Genomic DNA, 18,051 nt, shown 5'->3' with positions numbered 1-18,051 from the left:
TTTGCTAAAGCCAAAAGCCCGTTATGAAACTCATTTACCTGTTATTAACATTTATCTTATTTAATACCTGTTCAGTATACTCTCAAATTACCTTTACCGGCAACAACGTACCGCTGAAAACTGTTTTTTCGGCCATCCAAAAACAAACAGGCTATGGATTTTTCTATGATCCAGCTTTATTAGCTGAATCTAAACCCCTTACTCTGAACTTTCAGAATGCACCATTATCAGATGTATTGGCTCTTGTTTTTAAAAACCAGCCTTTGGAATACAGCATTGAAAACAAAACTATTCTGATCTCCAAAAAGATAATTCCTGTTAATGCAAAGAAAAAGACAGCTGCCAAGCCAAATAGTGTGGAACCAAAAGCGCTCACTGTCGATCAGGCTGCCGACTCTGCTAAACCAGAAGATCAAAAAACAACTCTTAGCGGTTCAATGCCGGATAAAAACGCTGATCCATCGCCTAAAGTTTTTGCAGATAGTTTGACAATAAATGGAGACAAACCTACCACCACTCAGAGTACACTGACTGCCCCGGGCAATACAGATTCTTCAGGCCAGCCCGCTGATAGTCCGGAGCTGGTAAAACCTCAATCGGGACAGACCGTTTCAAATCTTTCTAAGTCGCAGGAAAATTCCAAAAAAACACTTTTCCCACTGGCTTTATCTTTAGACGGGGAAAAGAGAATCAGTTTTGGTTTTAAAGGCGGGCTGAATAAAAGCACTATAAATGCTACGGATAATGATGGAAGCAAAAGCGGGTACACAGGGCTCGAACTTTATGGAGGATTCTTTGCGGATACCCGTTTGACAAGCAAATTCAATCTGGGAACAGAGTTGATATTTTCATTTACAGAAAGCTTTCATTTTATCGAACTACCATTTCATCTAAAATATAATATCAAAGAAAAATGGAATGTGATGGCAGGCCCAAAACTTGACTTCATTGCCGATGGCACCTGGGATTACGAAGAGGATAAATTTAAACGATTTGGCCTATCGGCCGAGGTTGGCTCACAATATAAACTGAATCAGCTCTTTTTTATCGAATTGAAATATGCATATGGCTTAACTCCGCAAATCAAAAGCATGTGGATGTCATTTTATGACGGACACAGAAATACCATCAGGCTTGGCCTGGGAGTAAACTTTGGAAAAAACGAAGCAATTGAAAAAGTATCAAAAGAATTAGGACCTATGCGCATAAGGACGGCTTTAAACGCTGGCACAGCTTTAACAAGCGGTTATGATGTAGTAGTTGGGGCCGATTTGCGCATTCAAAAAAACATAAGCTCTGCAAGCACGGGAATGCTTACGGTGGGTTATAATCATTATTCGTTAAAATCAGGGTTTATAGAAACTAACATCGCCTATTTTCCGGTTAAGGCGGGTCTAAAGCTTTTTCCTACAAGCGGAATCTATATTGCCCCTGAAGCCGGAATTGCCATAGGAACAAAGAGTGAGGCTTTTACCTACCCTATTATATATGCAGCAGGAATTGGCAAAGAGACTAAAAACGGTTTTGATATCAGTCTCAGGTATGAGAAAATGACGGGCCGTATCTACGATTACCTGGATGAGATCAAAAGGCCGGCACAGCTAGCCTTGCGGGTTGAATATGGCTTTAACCTCAATTCCGGAAAGGCTAAATCAGGTGCATTCAGTGCCGTGAAAGAGGAACCTGCAGCAACAGGAAAATTCAAAAAAGCGGTTTTTGTCGAGTTCCTGGGAAATAGCCCGATAATTTCCGGCAACTTCGATATGCGCTTAAAGCCGGATAGAAATGATGGCTTTGGACTTCGTGCCGGAGGGGGAATTTCAGGCAATTATATCACCATTCCTCTTGGACTTAATTATATTATCGGTAAAAAAAGAAGCGGTTTTGAAACAGGGATTGGAATTACCCCTGCAGTTAGGATCAGCGAAGATCAGGATATAAACGGCAATCCAAACGGGGCCCGATTTGACGCAGTAGGATTTTTGAACGCAGGGTACCGTCTTCAGTCCAGAAACGGATTTATGCTTCGTGCAAATGCCTCAGTTGCTTACGGAAATTCCTATTTTATATTTGGATGGCCTGGTTTATCCATCGGGTATACTTTTAAATAAGAAATGGGAAAAAATCGGACAAGGGGTTTTGATCTCGTTTTGGTTAAACCATATATCCTATCAGAAAATTTATTAATAAATGTAATATTTATTATTTCCGTAAGTTATGCTACTTCTTGAGTTTTAAAATGCTCCTTTCATTCAGTAAAGGTTCAGTTCAAATGATGCCATATTAAGAAAACAGTTATAGATAATAAGATAGTAAATGAATTTAAGAATGAATTTAGAACTATTTCCTCTTGCTGCTGTTAATATCAACAGCGGATATCGGTATTTTGAGAACTGAAATGAATTGTTATATTTTTAAATATGTATCTATAATACAATACTTATAGAATATTTAGGCTTCATTTTTAATGTTTGCTATTAGAATTCACTAATTTAATTTACTTAGTATGAAAAAAACATTCTATTTCTTCGCTTTTATTGGTTCCTTGATGCTTGTAAGTTGTAATCAGGGGACAAAAGACAATGCTAAACAATTAGCTGACAGTCTGGAAAATGAGAAAAATTATGGTGACAAGTGTTATACGGCTATATACGAAACAGATACTGCCACTATGAAGATTAGAACAGATGAGAAGGGTAAAGTAACGGGTGACCTGATTATTAATTTTGGAGAGTTGAAGCCAAATACCTTAGAAAAAATTCTTAATCAGGGGCAGATAGCAGGAAATTTCAGGGGCGACACCTTATTTGTTGACTATTCATACACCAGTGGCACCATCAATAAGACTGTTTTCAAAAACCCATTAGCCTTTTTGAAAAAGGGTGATAAATTGATACTCGGGGTTGGGGATATTGAAACCTATGTTGGGAAATCTTATTTTGTTACCAATAAACCTATCAATTTCGAAATTGCCAGATTTCAATTTGAGCCGGTTGAGTGTAAGTGAATAATCTGGACTAATCTGGGCATCCTGAGCCACTCTCAAAGGGTTGATATTTGAAGGAATGGGCAAATTGAGCCATTTGATTGTGCTTAAAAGTATTGAAAAGGCTTTAGTGTACCCAATTTTGTACCCCTGAAAATCAAAAAAGCCTCAGATTTCTCTGAGGCTTTCCGGTGGTACCAGCTGGTCCCGATAGCTATCGGGACGAACCAGCGACACAAGGATTTTCAGTCCTTTGCTCTACCGACTGAGCTATGGTACCAGACCATACAAACGCAGTTTTAACCCATTATTTAAGCTACTGACTATTATTGCGTCACTTATGCGTCAGATGTACACCGAACCAAAAATTATTACTACCACTAAACTTAATAATCGATCATATATCCTGTTTTACCATAGTGGAATCAGATATAAAGAGTACCGTAGGAACGAAAAGCTACTCAGCTTGTAATGCTCTTACCAGACCACGATCGTTATTAGTGCTTCGCTACAAATAAATCACCGGAATTCCCAGTCCAATGAAATTGCTAAGCCGAGAGAATTCGATATAACTCAAGATTCAGGTAATAAAAACCTTTACCGACTTCGCGCTTTTCCAATATGCCCATACCGGTCAGCAGCTCCAGGTATCGCCGGGCCGTATTCTCGGCATAGGTCCGGCTTTCTACCAAATGTCTGACTTTAGTGAACGGTTGGGTAAAAATGGCTTCGACCAGCTGATCCGGACGCTGAATATCTGTATCGGCTTCTACTGCCGAGAGGATAGCATCTTTAGCTGATATAATATCGTTGATCTTGTCGTAGGTTATATTCGATGTGACCTCCACCGCTTTCAACATATACATCAACCAGGTTTTCCAGCTTCCCCGCTGCGTAATACCCACAAGCCCGGAGTAATAGTCATCTTTATGATCGATAATGAATTTACTTAAAAATAGAATCGGATAGTCTAGAAGACCTTTTTGAGTCAGGTAATTGATATTAAAGATTCTGCCAGTACGCCCGTTACCGTCACGGAATGGGTGTATGGCCTCAAATTGATAGTGTCCGATAGCCATTTTCAGCAGCGGATCGATCGGATATTTCGTGTCGTCATTTAGAAAATCAACCAGATTTCCCATTTTGAACTCTAAAACGCCTTTTCCACGCGGTGGTGTATAAAACGTTTTTCCGGCATTTGGGCCGGTTCCGCCTTCTTTGATCACGGTCTGTGCAATCGGTGTGCGGATGCCATCAGAAAACTGGCTGACAATCCGGTAAATTTTGATAAAGTAATTGACATCCACCCGCTGATTCTCTCCTAAGTACTGAAAGCCGTCCCAGAGCGCCTCACGGTAATATAATACTTCTTTGGCCGGTCCGTTAGCCTGACTGATATTTTGTTCGCTAAAAGCTTTATAAAGTTCGTTGTCGGTGGTGAAAATATTCTCAATCGCGCTCGATGCCTTTGCTTCCTGCAAACTAATCGAATTGATGAGCAGTCCTTGATTAGGAATAACAATACTTCGGCCATGCAAACGCGCCAGGGCGGCTTTTGCGTTCCCTAATTGTTCATAGATATCGAGATCCTGATAAAGCTCCTTATCGATAGGTAAGTCCGGAAGTCCGTTCCAGGGCAGGTTCCTGTCGGGATTGATTGGGTATGCCATATACAAATATAATATTAAGCATTAAAAAATTAAATTTTTAATGTCAATAGGAAATTATGACATTAAAGCATATCTCCGAAATAGCATTCGCATTAAAAATTAATATTTTTAATGCGAATAAATACTATTGGTATTAAACCAGGTGATCACCATCAATGAATGCTTAAATCAATTATGAATTTAATCAGAAATTCCACTGGAGAGTTAAGAATAGAGTCTCTAGCTTTAGCCTTCAGACTAATTTACATTACACAAATCATCTGCAACTTAAAATTAATTTCGTTCATTTATAAATCGATATATTAGGTTTGTAGCTTTATTCTATTAATCTGTCGCCATTACGGGAGACAAAAAGTGTGGTTTAGCGACAGAATCCGGAGGTGACTTAGCGGCTTGTGTCAAGGAGTGTGTTAGCCACTTCTTAAGACACTTACTAGCAAAAGTGGCTTTACGAGCTGGAATTAAACAACAAAGGCCCCAATTAAGGAGCCTCTGAGTGTGGTACCAGCTGGAATCGAACCAGCGACACAAGGATTTTCAGTCCTTTGCTCTACCGACTGAGCTATGGTACCGGACCATACCCGTTTTGTTCGGGACTGCAAATGTAGTGTCTTTTTTCGTTTATGAAAATATTATTTGAAAAATTTCAGCAATAATTGCTTTCCCAATCAGGGAGAAACAATCTGAACATCAAAAAATATGGGCTAATTACCTGAATGCTAGAGATTAGGAGAAATCTGCTTTATACTACACTTTCAATACTATCGGCCAGATTAGCACATCTACCGGAATTCTGTTCATCTCATTCAACTTGCTTCTCTGCAGCTGACTGCTAAATCTATTGAAGCCCCTTTGGCCTCGATCCTGGCCTTCTGGCAATTGAAAAGATATGTGGGAATATCAGAACTTATGTAACTGAAATCATACACTGATCGTTAAGATAACCCATAATAGGGAATTTATAGCAATCTATTATGTTTAATATTGTTAGCTGTTAAAAAAGAAATATGAAGAAATCATTTTTAGTATTATTCATACTATGTGCACTATTTTCCTGCTCAAAGGATAATAATTTCGATATAAATAAATATCCCCAAAAATGGACTTTGGTAAAAATGACCGGCCAAATTCCAAATTCAGAGAGAACCGGAGAAAACATGGAATGGCAGGAATATTATTTATTGAAAGCTGACGGAACATTTATTAAGCATAGAGAACGAGGCGGAATTAATTATGATGCATCAGGGAATTTTAAATTTATTGCTACTGCAGATGGGAAACTGCTTGAATTAACTCATGATACCAATAACGAAATTATTGGGAACTGCTATGCACATCAAACTGAAAATCTATCATTAAAATCAGATAATAAACTTGTTGGAACCTGGTCGATGTGTGATGGTCCCGGACTGGAATATGAAAGAAAAAATTAAAAGCTTAAAAACGAAGTATAGCCTATAAGAGTTTCAGATGCATCAGTTGGATTGAATCCGCTTCAATTTTCGTATAACCTGAAAGGAAATCGCCCCTAACCCCTTAAGATCCACTGAACGAACCTATTCAGGAATTTTCAACTCAGGAATTTTATTTCGTATTAAAAACACCACTCAAGGTCTGAGTACCCTAATTAAATTGTTTCTAATTTAATATTATGCATGCATAGTAATTGCATTTCCGGTATAATTCCTATTTTAGCTGAATAAACCTATACCAATATGGTTCTACAAGTCATTTTCCTGATCATTACCGCTGCTGCAATAGCCCTGTTTAGCCTGAATGTTCGTAAGATCATCCGGAATATCAATCTCGGAAAGGATACAGATCGTTCCGACAGACCGACAGAACGTCTTGTCACAATGCTCAAAGTAGCCTTTGGCCAATCAAAAATGGTTAAGCGTCCGGTTGCTGCTATCCTGCATCTCTTTGTCTATGTCGGATTTGTAGTCATTAATCTGGAAGTACTGGAGATCATTATCGATGGTTTATTCGGCACTCACCGCATCTTCGCGGCTCCTCTTGGTGGCTTATATAATGTGTTGATCGCTTCGTTCGAGGTTCTGGCCGCTTTAGTGCTTTTCGGAGTTGTTGCATTTTATGCCCGGAGAAATATCATTAAACTGAAACGCTTTACTGGCACGGAGATGACCAAATGGCCAAGATCTGATGCAAATATCATTCTGATCATTGAAGTATTTCTGATGACTGCATTTCTGTTTATGAATGCGGCAGATCAAAAATTACAGCAATTAGGTTCATCACATTATATCCTTGCCGGTTCATTCCCGGTGAGCAGTTTTCTTTTGCCAATCCTGCCCGATTCAGAATCAGCACTCATTGCCATTGAACGATTCTGCTGGTGGTTCCACATTGTCGGGATCTTCGCTTTTTTAAACTACCTCCCCTATTCCAAGCATTTCCATATTATTATGGCTTTCCCCAATACCTATTATTCGAACCTGGAGCCTAAGGGTGAATTTTCGAACATGGCTTCGGTAAGCAATGAGGTTAAAGCCATGCTTGATCCGGCATATATCCCGGAGCCTGTACCGGAAGGAGGACGATTCGGTGCAAAGGATGTCTCCGATCTGACCTGGAAAAACCTAATGGATGCCTATACCTGTACGGAATGCGGAAGGTGTACCTCTGTTTGTCCGGCGAACATGACAGGCAAGCTACTCTCTCCCCGCAAGATCATGATGGATACCCGCGACCGCATGGTAGAAGTGGGAAATAACATAGATAAGCATGGCAAAGATCATCAGGACGGTAAATCTTTACTGGACAGTTATATCAGCAGGGAAGAGATCTGGGCCTGTACCACCTGTAATGCTTGCACAGATGCTTGTCCCGTGAATATTGATCCTCTTGCTATCATTGTCGAATTAAGAAGATATTCCGTCATGGAAGAAGCACAGGCACCCGGCAGCCTGAATAATATGTTCGGAAATATTGAAAATAACGGAGCGCCATGGAAGTACTCTCCGGCAAATAGGGCTAATTGGGCGAAAATTTAATGTTATCAGTTGTCTGTTGTCACCCGATAGCTATCGGGTTATCAGCCAACAGATAACCAATAACAGGCAACCTAATTCATACCTCATACCTCATACCTCAGACTTCAGACCTCAGACAACCGATAACAGACAACAGAAATGGATACATCAATCAACATCCCAACAATGGCCGAAATGGCTGCAAAAGGTGAAACACCAGATATCTTATTCTGGGTTGGATGTGCGGGCAGTTTTGATGAACGTGCCCAAAAGATCACCCGTGACATCTGTAAGATCCTGCATCATGTCGGCATTAATTACGCGATCCTTGGTACAGAAGAAAGTTGTACCGGTGATCCTGCAAAACGTGCAGGCAACGAATTCCTTTTCCAGATGCAGGCCATGACCAATATTCAGGTTTTGGATGGCTATGAGATAAAAAAGATCGTAACCGGCTGTCCTCATTGTTTTAACACCATAAAAAATGAATACCCCGGACTTGGTGGTAATTATGAAGTAATCCATCACTCCCAGTTAATTCAGCAGCTTATTGATGAAGGAAAACTGAAGGCCGAAGGTGGTGAATCATTTAAAGGAAAGAAGATCACTTTCCATGATCCATGCTATCTGGGACGTGCCAATGGTGTATATGAAGCTCCACGTAAGGCGCTGGAAATTCTGGATGCAGAGCTGGTTGAAATGAAACGCTGTAAGTCGAATGGGCTATGTTGTGGTGCAGGTGGAGCGCAGATGTTTAAAGAGCCTGAAAAAGGGACAAAAGACATCAATATTGAGCGAATAGATGAAGCTTTAGCGCTTCAGCCAAATATCGTGGCATCTTCCTGTCCTTTTTGCATGACCATGTTAAGCGATGGGGTTAAAAACTTCAATAAAGAGGAAGAAGTGAAGGTTCTGGATATTGCTGAGATCACGGTGAGAGCAAATGGACTCTAGAATGGTCAATAAAAAAAGGCAATTCGAAAATTAGATTTCCGGACTGCCTTAATTAAAGGTTAACCATGTATTATTCTTTTCTCAATAAATGTTTTGATTGGTCAATGGACCAATATTCATCATTCAGATCAAATTTAAATCAGTAATACTAATAATGGAATACCCAGAACAGGGTATTTTATTCTGATCTGAAAAAATACCGGTAATTTCAAACTACCAATTCATCATCTTGACTCTTGGTTCTTGGCTCTCCTTTCTCTCTAAGTTTCCTCACCTGCTTAAGGGCAGGATTCGGAATGACATTTGTTTTATGATTGGTTTATTTTTTTAAGGCACGTTAGCTTGTGCTACGGGGGGAACAAAGACCACAGGAAAACTTATCGACAGGGTTGCTCGCCAAGACGCTAAGACGCAAAGGTTTACTGATTATTTATGATCATTCGTTTTATAACCTGCAATCGCGTCTTTGCGTCTTAGCGAGATTCTTTCTTCACCTATCCATAGAGCCAATTTTGTGCCTTAATCACAAAGTTTCCTCACCTGCTGAAGGGCAGGATTCGGAATGACATTCGTTTTAGATGGATTTTTATCTTTTTCAGGCACATTAGCTTGTGGTACGGTGGGAATAACGACCACAGGAAAACGTATCGAGAGGATGGCTCGCCAAGACGCTAAGACGCAAAGGTTTACTGATTATTTATGATCATTCGTTTTATAACCTGCAATCGCGTCTTTGCGTCTTAGCGAGATTCTTTCTTCACCTATCCATAGAGCCAAATTTGTGCCTTACTCACTAAGTTTCCTTACCTGCTGAAGGGCAGGATTCGGAATGACATTTGTTTTATGGTTGGTTTATTTTTTTAAGGCAAGTTAGCTTGTGGTACGGTGGGAATAACGACCACAGGAAAACGTATCGACAGGATGGCTCGCCAAGACGCTAAGGTTTACTGATAAATTATGAATATTCGTTTTTCTGAAAAGGATGCTGATTTAATTTTTCTTCAGTAAAAGTTTCATTCCAAGGATATCATCCTGCAAAGCCACAAGATCTTCAGGTTCAACGGTATGCAGATCTAAACGAAAATGGGTTGCCATAGAATCAACATTGCCATCACGGTCGTTAAAGGTCTGTACGATCACATCATCCTCCATGGTCTTTAAAAGCAGGTTTCCGGAACCAGTATCTCCGATGTAATCAATGCTGCTGACCCGGGTAATGTTAAGAGAATAATATTCCTGCTTTCCGCTTATATAGGTCTTGCGGTACCTCAGAAATCCTTCATCACTCAATAACAGCTCACACTTCCTGATCTTTAACAATTCAGATTCAGGATGATGCATTTTATTAAGCCTGACCAGGACTCTTTCCGCAAACTGATGTATAGAATCATACTGCCGGCCTGAGGCACTTAAGAAAATTATTGAAAGACAAATCAGTATGCTGCTGATTGGCAGCACTCCGGTATACCTCATATGCTTAAAATACATTAGGGCTTTAAATTTATTAAAGCCCTAATGTAAAAACAAATACCGGAAATTAAATGAAATTGCTAAAAGCAGGATTAAAACCTTATTCCCAGATTCAAGCCTGCTCTAACACCTGCCCAGGGGCCTTTTATATCTAAACGGGCACCATTGGCATCCACGGTTGTTGTAGTTTCGGCGAAAGGAATTTCAAGATCCTGCAATTCCGCTCTAAGTTCCCTTTGTTCATCAGCAGACAATGACCTTTTACCATCAAGTTTTCCGTCAGCAGAGCCATATTGAGGTCCGAGCATCCACCAATCAAGATAAACTCTTCCACCAAGTTTCCATTGTGCACCAATAAGTAAACCACCTGTAAGCGTATTTAACTTGCCACTCAAAGGCATAGTCTGTGTTGTACCATTCACATCAAACTCAAAAGGAAGACTTCCTTTATACGTACTGTAACGGGCAAAAGGGGCCAGATAAAACCCACGCATTGCCTGTTTTCCCATATAAAACCTGATTTCGGGAGTAATGGCAGTGTTACTGGTTTCGAACTGATCAAGTTGTTTATCAGTTGCAGGATCATCAATCAGGTCCTTAATGGTCGACATTAAGGGTAGTCCCCCGCTTGGCATAAACCTGAAACCTAGTCCAGCAGTTATCTTACGGCCTAACTTATGTTCCAGACTAAGTGAATAATTTTTAAGAGGAAGAGCCAAAAGATTGATCTTGATCATACTATTACCTGGATTAGCTACAGAATTTTCTGTGCTAAGGCTATCTCTATCCTGTGCGTTGACCATACCTGCGATCAGTAGCAAAATGAAAAGTAAGTAGTGGTTTTTCATATTATTGAGTTTTATTTTTTGATTAATCGAAGGTAATTAGGTTAATTTAAAATGAAAAAAATTATTATTTATTTATAAAATTCAACGAGTTTGAAAATAAATTATCAAAAATCAGCTCGTACATACAACTATCAATGTATATATTCCGGAGAGCATTAAATGTCTGGTTAAAAAAATTTCTGATTATCAAATATACAAATCCCGAAATAAAGCTAAATACCCACATTCAGGTATTTTTACAAGCATTGAATGTTAGAACCTTTGGCATGGAAACTTCAGTTAAACAGAAACATGAAAAATAATTCCTCCTCAAAATTCTGTATTTTTGCATATGAATATTTCTGAAAATTCAAGGGTTTGGATATACCAGGCCAACCGGATCTTAACTCAGGAGGAAGAAATAACTATCCTTCAAATGCTTAATAATTTCACAGCAGAGTGGCTGGCACATGGTCATGCATTGGCTGCAATAGGCGAAGTTCTTCACCATCAATTCATCATACTTTCAGTCGATGAACAGGTAGCAGGTGCAACCGGATGCAGCATTGATAAATCTGTGAATCTGATGAAGGAAATAGAACAGAAATTTAACCTTAACCTTTTCGACAGGTTTAGAATTGCCTATAGACAGAATGAGGAAGTAATAAACTGTAGCAGGGAAGAATTCGAGGACATGATTAAAAGCGGTCGTGTAAATGAAAATACACTCGTTTTTAATAACCTCATCAATAATCGTAATGAATTGCAGACTTTCTGGGAGATTCCTTTAAAGGATAGCTGGCATGCACAGGTATTCAGTATTTAAAGCTAAGCATCTTACAAAGAATCAACAGGGATACTTAGAAAGGTAATTCACCAAGTCTTCTCATATTCCTGAGAATCAGCCCCTGTTTGTAATAAATGAAACGGGTTGGCCTTGTTGGATTCCAGCGTAAGGGATTGGGTAAAACAGCAACCAACAATGCAGCCTGCGATTTGCTCATGCTCTGAGCTGATTTTCCAAAATATCTCTGAGAAGCTGCTTCAGCACCATAGATCCCATCACCCATCTCTATCACATTTAAATAAACTTCCAGAATACGTTCTTTACCCCAAAGTAATTCAATAAGTATGGTGAAATAGGCTTCAAATGCCTTTCTGATATATGACCTTCCAGGCCATAAAAATACGTTCTTCGCTGTCTGCTGACTAATGGTACTTCCACCACGAACCTTTTTACCCTTCTGGTTTTTCTCAAAAGCAGTCTCCATTGCCTTAAAATCAAAGCCCCAATGCTTCAAAAAGTTAACATCTTCACCAGCAATAGCGGCCTTTTTCAGATTAGAAGAAAGTTCATCCATGTCTAACCAGGACTTTTCAATTTTCCATTCCTTTCCATCGACTTTGCGTTCAAAGCCCCGCTGAATCATTAAATAAGTTATTGGAGGATTGATAAATCTAAATAACAGCACCCAAAAAAATGTCACCGCAAAAAACCAGGTCAGTAATTTGCCGATCAATCTGCCAAACTTTCTCAATTCAATATAAATTATGTGCCGGATAATTTGTTACAAAAAAAATGCCTTCTGAATAATTCAGAAGGCAATAAAAATATAATTTTTTCCTGAATATCTCCGGTGAAAATCCGGAGATTGGAAATTATTCTGCTACTACCTCGAAAGGAACTTTAACCTTCACTTCTTTGTGAAGATTAAGGTTTGCAGTGTATTCACCCACAAATTTAGGTTCAACATCAAAAGTAATACGGCGACGATCAACGTCAAAGCCTTCTTTCTTCAATGCATCTGCTATTTGAATTGTGTTAACTGATCCAAAGATCTTACCGGTTTCACCAGCTTTAGCACCTATAGAAAGTTTAACACCTTCCAGTCTGGCAGCAATCGCATCAGCGTCCTTCTTGATCTTATCTTGCTTAAAAGCAGCTTGTTTTAAATTTTCAGCTAATACTTTCTTTGCAGATTCAGTAGCCAGAGTAGCGTAACCCTTAGGAATAAGGTAATTACGTCCAAAACCTGGTCTTACATTCACAACATCATCTTTCTCGCCGAGATTCTTGATGTCTTGTTTTAAAATTAGTTCCATTTCGCTTATCTCCCTCTTATTTTAATGAATCAGTAACATAAGGTAATAAACCGATATGGCGGGCACGCTTAACAGCCTGAGCCACTTTACGCTGAAACTTTAATGAAGTTCCTGTTAAACGACGTGGTAAAACTTTACCCTGATCGTTAATGAACTTTAATAAAAAGTTAGCGTCTTTGTAATCGATGTATTTGATACCGTTCTTTTTGAAACGGCAATACTTTTTGCGGCTCTCGTCTACTTTCGGAGCAGTTACGTATTGGATTTGATCTTTTGCCATTATTTTGCTACCTCCTCAGCTTTAGTTTCCTTGTTTTTGTTGAAGGCTCCGCTACGTTTCTTCTCACTGAATGCAAGCGCATGCTTATCCAATGATACAGTCAGAAAACGCATAATGCGTTCGTCGCGCTTGTATTCAACTTCAAGTTTGTTAATAAACTCACCCGGAGCTTTGAATGTAGTTAGGTGATAGTATCCTGTTGTCTTCTTTTGAATCGGATACGCTAGTTTTTTCAAACCCCAATTGTCTTCATGGACAATTTCGGCTCCGTTATCAGTCATAAGCTTGTTGAATTTGGTTAATACCTCTTTCGCAGCTTCTTCAGATAACAACGGGGTCAGAATGATCACTGTTTCGTACTGTTGCATTGTTGCTTTTTGTTTTTTAATTTATTTATCCGCAAATCCCTTAAAACAGGGTTCAAAGCGGGACGCAAAAATAGATATAATTTTCTATTTATCAAATGCTTTAATAAGAATGATTTGACTTATCAAAAAGAATCCGGAAATGTACAGGAATATTTAAAGCAGAATGCTTCTTCAATCGTAAGGAATCAGTAATTCAAACGCCTCTTAAGTATTGCGTTTAACTACATAAACTATAAAACCAATGGTAAATTTAAAAAATTCTGTAATAGTCTTCATATATCTTTCTCCCTTACAAAAGTCAGGCTTTATTGCTTTTTCTTCTATACCCAGAATTAGGTATTTTGCTATTAAACAACTTAACTCTGAAAATGTTTATAAAAAAAATCCATCCATTTTACCAGAAGTCTATCCCAGGGACTTATTTTTAAACAGCCTGACTCCTCTTTAAAAAATCTTACACTAAGTTTGGTTTAACCCATTCCTCTTTCTAATTTAGTAGCCGATGGATAATTTCATAGTATCAGCACGAAAGTACAGACCAGCAACATTCCAAACTGTTGTAGGTCAGCTACATATAACTGGCACCTTAAAAAACGCTATCAAAAATAATCAGCTGGCTCAGGCATTTCTTTTCTGCGGACCACGCGGAGTTGGAAAAACTACCTGTGCGCGGATTCTTGCTAAAACAATTAACTGCGAGAATTTAAGCCCTGATGCCGAAGCTTGCGGAGTTTGCCATTCTTGTATTTCATTTCAAAATGGCAATTCATTTAACATCCATGAACTGGATGCAGCTTCAAACAATTCAGTTGAAGATATCAGGAGCCTGATTGAACAGGTTCGGATCCCACCTCAGGCAGGAAGATACAAGATCTATATAATTGATGAGGTCCATATGCTTTCACAGGCAGCATTCAATGCCTTTTTGAAAACATTGGAGGAACCACCTAATTATGCGATCTTCATTCTGGCCACAACAGAAAAACATAAGATACTGCCAACTATTTTATCAAGATGTCAGATCTTCGATTTCAACCGAATCCGGGTTGAAGATATTGCCAAACATTTGGCAGAGATCGCCAATAAAGAAGAAATAGCATACGATGAGGACGGATTACATCTGATAGCCCAAAAAGCCGATGGTGGTCTCCGTGATGCCTTATCCATGTTCGATCAGATCGTAAGTTTTTCAAGCAAGAATGTCAATTACAAATCAGTTATTGATAATCTGAATATTCTGGATTATGATTACTATTTTAAACTCACAGACTCGATCCTTTCTGAAGATGTAGCCAATGCACTCCTTGTTTTTGATGAGATATTGAGCAATGGATTTGATGGAAACCACTTTATAACCGGACTTGCATCACATTTCAGAAATCTGCTGGTCTGCAAAGATGCATCTACCTTAAAATTACTCGAAGTGAGTGAAGGAATACGTCAGAAATATAATATTCAGTCGCAGTCTGCCCCACTCTCCTTTTTAATTTCAGCATTGAACATCAGTAATCAATGCGATCTTAATTATAAAACCAGCAAAAATCAGCGGCTTCAGGTCGAGCTAACACTCATAAAGCTATGCCATATCCCCGCTGCCATCAATCTTTCCGCAGCAGGAATTCCGGCCATACAGGACGGTCAACTAAAAAAAAAACTTAAACCAGTAGAGGAACCTGTTGTTTCTGAGCCTGTTTTGCCTGTTCAGGAGATAATAGCCCCCATTCAGGCAATAGTTTTACCTGCTCCGGAACCTATAGTACAGGAAAAACCTCTTGAAGAACCAATAGCTCCTCCAATCCCAAAGGCCATGGTTGAAGAACCGGCAGCAAAGATCATTATACCCAAATTTTCAGTAGGTACCAACAGTTCATTGATTCCCAATCTGAATGATCTGGAAGCAAACTATTCAAAAAAAGAGGAAATTCAGGCTGAATATCTGAGTGGTGAAAGCAAGGCAGAATTTAATTCTGATACCATGCTTAAATTTTGGAATGCTTACGCAGAAAAGATCAAAAAAGAAGGCAAAATAAATATCTTCACCATCATGACAGCCAATCCTCCTGTCCTGCTTGACAATTTCCTGATTGAATTGGTGATCGAAAACAAGATACAAGAAGATCTGCTCAGTTCTGAGAAAGTTGATCTTCTGAATTATCTGCGTGTAGAGCTAAAAAACTTCAGCGTTGACCTTAAAACCAGACAAATGGAGCAGACTCAAAAGAGACGCCTGTACACTTCATCTGAAAAATATCAGCATATGCTGGAAAAGAATCCAAACCTGGAGGAGTTTAAACGCAGATTTAATCTGGATCTGGATTATTGATCGCACAGATAGAAACTAAATTATTTTCTATCATTCTTAGGATAACCTTCCAGATCGAGATCATCACGGTTATCTTCTGGTGTATCTGAGAAGCTATCCTCCTCAGCAATAATATCCTCTTCAATTTCTACATGCATTCCGAGAACATCCAGATCTGTTTCCAGGCTCGCATTTTTATCATATTCATTTACTGCTGTCGGATTTGCTTCATCAAAATCAGAGAAAGCATCCCTCCCATTTTCAACCGCAGTATCATAAGGATCATGATGAACATATTCAGGATCATCACCGATCACATCCATTTCATAACTATTCTTCTCCAGATCAAAGGAAAGGTCATCGATATTGATCTCCATGTTCAGATCTTCCTTTAATGATTCATCCCGATCGGTTCTGTCGGGCTTTATCCCCTTGGTCTTTTTACGTTTTGCTTCCATTATTATATGCTAAAGGCTTACAATATCAAACAACTGAGCATTCAATTGGTTTTATTTGACCATTTATAAATTAACTGAAATTTCCTGTCTTTCAGATTTTCAGGTGTATTCAAAATTCCTATCTTTGGAGAAATTCCAAAAACCTCATTATTAAGTATATGTCAGTACAAAAAATTAAAGTTGCAAATCCGGTAGTTGAATTAGACGGTGATGAAATGACCAGAATTATCTGGAAGTTTATTAAGGATAAACTTATCACTCCATATCTTGAGCTGGATATTAAATATTACGATCTTGGAATGGAATACCGGGATGAGACTAATGACCAGGTTACCATTGATGCAGCGAATGCAATCAAACAATATGGTGTTGGTATCAAATGTGCTACGATCACACCTGATGAAGCTCGGGTTGAAGAGTTCAAACTAAAACAAATGTGGAAATCACCAAATGGAACGATCAGGAACATTCTTGATGGAACTGTTTTCCGTGAGCCTATTGTAATGAGCAACGTTCCCCGTTTAGTTCCAAACTGGACTGCTCCGATCTGTATCGGTCGTCATGCTTTTGGCGATCAGTATCGTGCAACCGATTTTGTTACAAAAGGAAAAGGAAAATTAACTATTACATTCAGTCCTGAAGATGGTGGAGATGTTCAGTCGTTCGAAGTTTACAATTTCAAAGGTGATGGTGTAGCCCTTGCAATGTATAATACAGATGAAAGTATCTTCGGTTTTGCACGTGCATGTTTCAATCAGGCCTTATCAAAAGGCTGGCCATTATATCTTTCTACAAAAAATACGATCCTGAAAAAATACGATGGCCGCTTCAAAGATATTTTCGAAGAAGTTTACCAAAGTGAATTCAAAGGCAAATTTGTTGAAGCAGGAATTACTTATGAGCACCGTTTGATCGACGACATGGTTGCTTCTGCATTAAAATGGAATGGTAATTTCGTTTGGGCTTGTAAAAACTATGATGGTGATGTTCAATCTGATACTGTTGCACAAGGTTTCGGATCTTTAGGATTAATGACCTCTGTTTTGATCACACCGGATGGCGGTACTATGGAAGCTGAAGCAGCTCACGGTACTGTAACCCGTCACTATCGTGATCACCAGGCAGGAAAACCAACTTCAACCAACCCGATCGCATCGATCTTTGCATGGACCAGAGGTTTGGAATTCCGCGGTAAATTAGATAATAACCAGGCATTAATTGATTTCTGCCATGCATTAGAGCAGGTTTGTATCGAGACTGTAGAAAGCGGAAAAATGACCAAAGATCTTGCTGTTTGTATTCACGGAAACAAAGTAAGTCATGGTGATCATTACTTGTACACTGAAGAATTCCTTGATGCAATTGACCAGAACTTACAAGCAAAATTGGCTTAAGTTCCCTGTTTAATCTTATAATCATATTGATAGCCGCCATTTAATTATGGCGGCTATTTTTTTTTACTAAATCGAGCTGCACTTCACACCTGCCTGATAACTGACAACTGAAGAATGGAACCAAGAGCCAAGAGTCAAGAACCAGGATAATTGTACGTCCCTGATATAGGTTGACCATAAAAGTCAAGTTATATGAAAGCAAATTTACAGCAAATCAAGAAAACCCGTTGTTATTCTGAAGGATTC

General features: G+C 39.0%; 16 protein-coding genes and 1 tRNA gene. 8 read left to right on the top strand and 9 right to left on the bottom strand.

Translation table 11 applies throughout. The features are described 5' to 3' along the window. Nucleotides 1-23 precede the first annotated feature (23 nt). Nucleotides 24-2,111 (top strand): outer membrane beta-barrel protein, encoded by a 2,088-nt coding sequence (locus BLR27_RS09970; RefSeq protein WP_090704409.1) that lies wholly within the window; start codon nt 24-26, stop codon nt 2,109-2,111. A 395-nt stretch (nt 2,112-2,506) separates the two neighbouring features. Beyond that, the gene (locus BLR27_RS09965) at nt 2,507-3,007 is read left to right on the top strand and encodes a hypothetical protein (RefSeq protein WP_090704407.1); all 501 of its coding nucleotides are present in this window, start codon (nt 2,507-2,509) and stop codon (nt 3,005-3,007) included. 527 nt (nt 3,008-3,534) lie between these two features. Here BLR27_RS09965 and BLR27_RS09955 read toward each other — a convergent pair. Continuing rightward, nucleotides 3,535-4,656, bottom strand: a complete 1,122-nt coding sequence (locus BLR27_RS09955) for a Fic family protein (protein ID WP_090704405.1) — start codon at nt 4,654-4,656, stop codon at nt 3,535-3,537. A 499-nt stretch (nt 4,657-5,155) separates the two neighbouring features. Further along, a tRNA-Phe gene (locus BLR27_RS09950) sits at nt 5,156-5,228 on the bottom strand. Between the two features lie 435 nt (nt 5,229-5,663). Between BLR27_RS09950 and BLR27_RS09945 the strand changes: the two genes are divergently transcribed. From BLR27_RS09945 to BLR27_RS09935, 3 genes are all read left to right on the top strand, one after another. Beyond that, on the top strand, nt 5,664-6,089 hold the full coding sequence (locus BLR27_RS09945; protein WP_090704403.1) for a hypothetical protein: 426 nt from the start codon (nt 5,664-5,666) through the stop codon (nt 6,087-6,089). A 282-nt stretch (nt 6,090-6,371) separates the two neighbouring features. Continuing rightward, nucleotides 6,372-7,670 carry a (Fe-S)-binding protein gene (locus BLR27_RS09940; RefSeq protein ID WP_090704402.1) on the top strand — a complete coding sequence of 433 codons (1,299 nt, stop codon included), beginning with the start codon at nt 6,372-6,374 and terminating at the stop codon, nt 7,668-7,670. Between the two features lie 138 nt (nt 7,671-7,808). Next, complete coding sequence (locus BLR27_RS09935) at nt 7,809-8,603, top strand: (Fe-S)-binding protein (protein WP_090704400.1); 795 nt, start codon at nt 7,809-7,811, stop codon at nt 8,601-8,603. 990 nt (nt 8,604-9,593) lie between these two features. Here BLR27_RS09935 and BLR27_RS09930 read toward each other — a convergent pair. Both BLR27_RS09930 and BLR27_RS09925 read right to left on the bottom strand, forming a co-directional pair. Beyond that, on the bottom strand, nt 9,594-10,091 hold the full coding sequence (locus BLR27_RS09930; protein ID WP_090704398.1) for a hypothetical protein: 498 nt from the start codon (nt 10,089-10,091) through the stop codon (nt 9,594-9,596). 74 nt (nt 10,092-10,165) lie between these two features. Next, a complete protein-coding gene (locus BLR27_RS09925) occupies nt 10,166-10,921 on the bottom strand; it encodes a DUF3575 domain-containing protein (RefSeq protein WP_090704396.1) in 756 nt (251 codons plus the stop codon). A 331-nt stretch (nt 10,922-11,252) separates the two neighbouring features. On the opposite strand from BLR27_RS09925, the gene BLR27_RS09920 reads away from it, so the two are divergent. Beyond that, a complete protein-coding gene (locus BLR27_RS09920; RefSeq protein WP_090704394.1) occupies nt 11,253-11,726 on the top strand; it encodes an ABC transporter ATPase in 474 nt (157 codons plus the stop codon). Between the two features lie 34 nt (nt 11,727-11,760). On the opposite strand, the gene mtgA is transcribed toward BLR27_RS09920, so the two are convergent. From mtgA to rpsF, 4 genes are all read right to left on the bottom strand, one after another. Continuing rightward, nucleotides 11,761-12,450, bottom strand: coding sequence for a monofunctional biosynthetic peptidoglycan transglycosylase (gene mtgA / locus BLR27_RS09915; RefSeq protein WP_407641183.1), 690 nt, complete (start codon nt 12,448-12,450; stop codon nt 11,761-11,763). Between the two features lie 109 nt (nt 12,451-12,559). After that, entirely contained in the window at nt 12,560-13,003 is a 444-nt protein-coding gene (gene rplI / locus BLR27_RS09910; RefSeq protein ID WP_090704390.1) for a 50S ribosomal protein L9, read from the bottom strand. Nucleotides 13,004-13,019: 16 nt separating this feature from the next. Further along, nucleotides 13,020-13,283, bottom strand: a complete 264-nt coding sequence (gene rpsR, locus BLR27_RS09905; RefSeq protein ID WP_090704388.1) for a 30S ribosomal protein S18 — start codon at nt 13,281-13,283, stop codon at nt 13,020-13,022. Beyond that, entirely contained in the window at nt 13,283-13,651 is a 369-nt protein-coding gene (rpsF, locus tag BLR27_RS09900; RefSeq protein ID WP_090704386.1) for a 30S ribosomal protein S6, read from the bottom strand. The genes rpsR and rpsF overlap by 1 nt, the downstream gene beginning before the upstream one ends. A 502-nt stretch (nt 13,652-14,153) precedes the next feature. Here rpsF and BLR27_RS09890 point away from each other — a divergent pair. After that, entirely contained in the window at nt 14,154-15,974 is a 1,821-nt protein-coding gene (locus BLR27_RS09890) for a DNA polymerase III subunit gamma/tau (protein ID WP_090704383.1), read from the top strand. 20 nt (nt 15,975-15,994) lie between these two features. Here the strand turns inward: BLR27_RS09890 and BLR27_RS09885 are convergent, their stop codons facing one another. Further along, the gene (locus BLR27_RS09885) at nt 15,995-16,411 is read right to left on the bottom strand and encodes a hypothetical protein (protein ID WP_090704381.1); all 417 of its coding nucleotides are present in this window, start codon (nt 16,409-16,411) and stop codon (nt 15,995-15,997) included. 158 nt (nt 16,412-16,569) lie between these two features. Between BLR27_RS09885 and BLR27_RS09880 the strand changes: the two genes are divergently transcribed. Then, entirely contained in the window at nt 16,570-17,805 is a 1,236-nt protein-coding gene (locus tag BLR27_RS09880; RefSeq protein WP_090704379.1) for an isocitrate dehydrogenase (NADP(+)), read from the top strand. The last annotated feature ends 246 nt before the right edge of the window (nt 17,806-18,051 follow it).

The sequence above is a fragment of the Daejeonella rubra genome, from assembly GCF_900103545.1.
GTDB lineage: Bacteria > Bacteroidota > Bacteroidia > Sphingobacteriales > Sphingobacteriaceae > Daejeonella > Daejeonella rubra.
The sequence above is the reverse complement of the archived record's forward strand: the minus strand, read 5'-3'. Positions and strand labels throughout refer to the sequence as shown.